General features: G+C 59.8%; 1 protein-coding gene and 1 pseudogene. Both read left to right on the forward strand.

Annotated elements, in window-relative coordinates:
• Window positions 1–935: pseudogene (locus ACH107_RS32690) on the forward strand (hypothetical protein); the annotation flags it as partial.
• Between the two features lie 111 nt (window positions 936–1,046).
• Window positions 1,047–1,472 (forward strand): Bro-N domain-containing protein, encoded by a 426-nt coding sequence (locus ACH107_RS32695; protein WP_412509758.1) that lies wholly within the window; start codon window positions 1,047–1,049, stop codon window positions 1,470–1,472.
• The last annotated feature ends 133 nt before the right edge of the window (window positions 1,473–1,605 follow it).

Here is a 1,605-nt window from a genome sequence, read left to right on the forward strand (position 1 = left end):
CTTATATGTTGATGGAACAGCACCGGGACACCCTTGTGCGTCTCACCCCTGCCACGAAGGACTACAGCAACCTTCATATCGGCCTGTGGTCGAGAGGGAGTGGGAAGACGGCCCATGCCAATGACACGGAAGAGGTCTTGGTGCGCGGGATTGCCCAGAAGATCATGGAGAGGCCAAATGAAGAATGGCTGATCCTGCACCACAAGGACGGTCTTGCCACGTTTAAGGCGCGGGTCGAAGCCCACCTTGGGGATGGGATGACGCGTACGCTTCACGTCCTCTCATGGGGCAGACACCACGGGACCAATGCATTCGCCCGTGTCCCCAACGTGATCTTCGCAAGCCTTCTGCATTTGCCACAGGAGGTCCATGAGGCCCGTGTACGCCTTTGTGCGGGCAGGGATCCGACCGAGGCTGTCACAGCTGCCGAGTGCAGGGAGATGGCGCTGGGAGAGCTTCTGCACAATGTCCTCCAAGCCCTGTGCCGCGCCTCTGTGCGGGGTCTGCAAGCTGATGGAACATGCCTTCCCTGTCGGGCCTACATCATCGCGCCGAAGCAGACAGGTCTGGCCGAGAGTCTTCCCGACCTCTTTCCCAACTGCCAGCTTGCGCGGTGGTGCCCAAGCGGGACGACCAAGCTCACAAAATCCATCCGAGAGGCCTTGGCACAGGTGGACCAATGGGATGCTGAGGGCTTCGGTGACGAGGTCGCCTACCCCGAGCTGGCCGAGGCTATCGGGATGGACCGTAGGGACTTCAACAAGCGCGTCGTCCGGGACCCTCGGTTCAAGGATGAGGTGACCCAGCGCGGCTATGTCGAGGACAGCGTCGTCCACCCCACTTCAAGAGGGTCAAGGACAGCCAAGGGTCTTGTCCGCGACGAGGTGTTCCCGGCAGATCCCTCACCCCTCGCTTGGGCACCAGACCCGGACTGATTTTGGGGTCACATATCTGAGCGCCTTACCATTGAAGCGCCTGCCGAGGGTTCCCCCCGTGCCACAAAAAGGGGGGGTGCCCTCTTCGACTTCAACAGCAACGACATCCGCGTGATCGACATCGCCGGCCAGCCGTGGTTCCAAGCCTCTTCTGTCTGCAAGGTTCTGGGCCTCACGAACACCACCGTTGCAACCCAACGCCTCAAAGAAGGGGAAAGGGCTAAGTTCAACTTAGGTCTTCGCGGCCTCGGCTCTGTCGTCTGCATCACAGAAGCAGGCCTCTACAAACTGGTAATGATGAGCCGGAAACCGGAAGCTGAAGAGTTCCAAGACTGGATTGCAGGGGTCGTCCTCCCCGCGATCCGCAAGGACGGCGGATACGTTCATGGTGAAGAGAACGTCCAGACCGAGGAAGACCTCTTGGAGCTGTCGCTTCGTACGATGGACATGCTGCGGCTAGCAGCTCGACGACAAGACGCACGAGCCGGACGCTATGTTCGCGACGATGGCCTCCTGAACCTAGTGCCTCAATGCTAACCGTAGACCATATCGTAGACCACAGGGTGCCTGTTGACGCCGGGTGGTCATAGGCGATAGCCCTTGTTTTGCTGAAGGGAAGCCCGATGAGGGTGCCTGTAACGGGAATAGAACCGCACTTCAGCGGCACCAC

Source organism: Roseovarius halophilus (ex Wu et al. 2025) (assembly GCF_047086965.1).